Origin of the sequence: Campylobacter sp. US25a (assembly GCF_004379075.1) — a bacterium.
GTDB lineage: Bacteria > Campylobacterota > Campylobacteria > Campylobacterales > Campylobacteraceae > Campylobacter_D > Campylobacter_D jejuni.
In genome coordinates, this window is the sequence record NZ_RYYM01000084.1 from 1 (window position 1) to 559 (window position 559).

Consider the following 559-nt stretch of genomic DNA (forward strand, 5'->3'; position numbering starts at 1 on the left):
CAACTAGAGTGGATTTTTGTCCTGTATAAAAGTTAGGATCTAGGTATTGGGGTTTATAGTCTTTGTAGGGGGAGTTTCTTAATATGCGATCGGCTTCAAAAAGGGCTTTGGAATATTCTTCGGTATAATCGCCTGTTGGCTTAGCACTTCCTGAAAAAATGATTTTATTAGTGTCTTTATATACATCCATTATTAACCCATTGGGTGTATAAATCTCATAAGTTTCGCTCATTATCTATCCTTTCTTAATTTAACCCATGTATAAACCATCTTCTATGATTATGGTAGTAGCTAATCTGCCTATGAAATTAGGCGGAGTTTTTGTTTCTGATGTGATATCAGCATTTGCACTTGCCTTGCTAGTGTTATTTTCTCTTTTGCCTATAGCTTTCAAGCTTTCTTTATTTCCATTTATCCCCATATACATAGCCTTAAGATTGTTTTGTCCTATGATATTGAGTTTTTCTAGTAATCTTCTAGCCTTATTTTTATCTTCTATATATCTTCCTGTTTTATCTTTACTTGTATTGTAAATTCCATTAGCAAAATCTTGTAAAAT

2 pseudogenes are annotated in these 559 nt (G+C 32.6%); both read right to left on the minus strand.

The window, feature by feature from the left end:
• A pseudogene (locus tag ELQ12_RS09845) lies at positions 1-232 on the minus strand (hypothetical protein); the annotation flags it as partial.
• A gap of 18 nt (positions 233-250) precedes the next feature.
• Positions 251-559 (minus strand): annotated as a pseudogene (locus ELQ12_RS09850) (hypothetical protein); the annotation flags it as partial.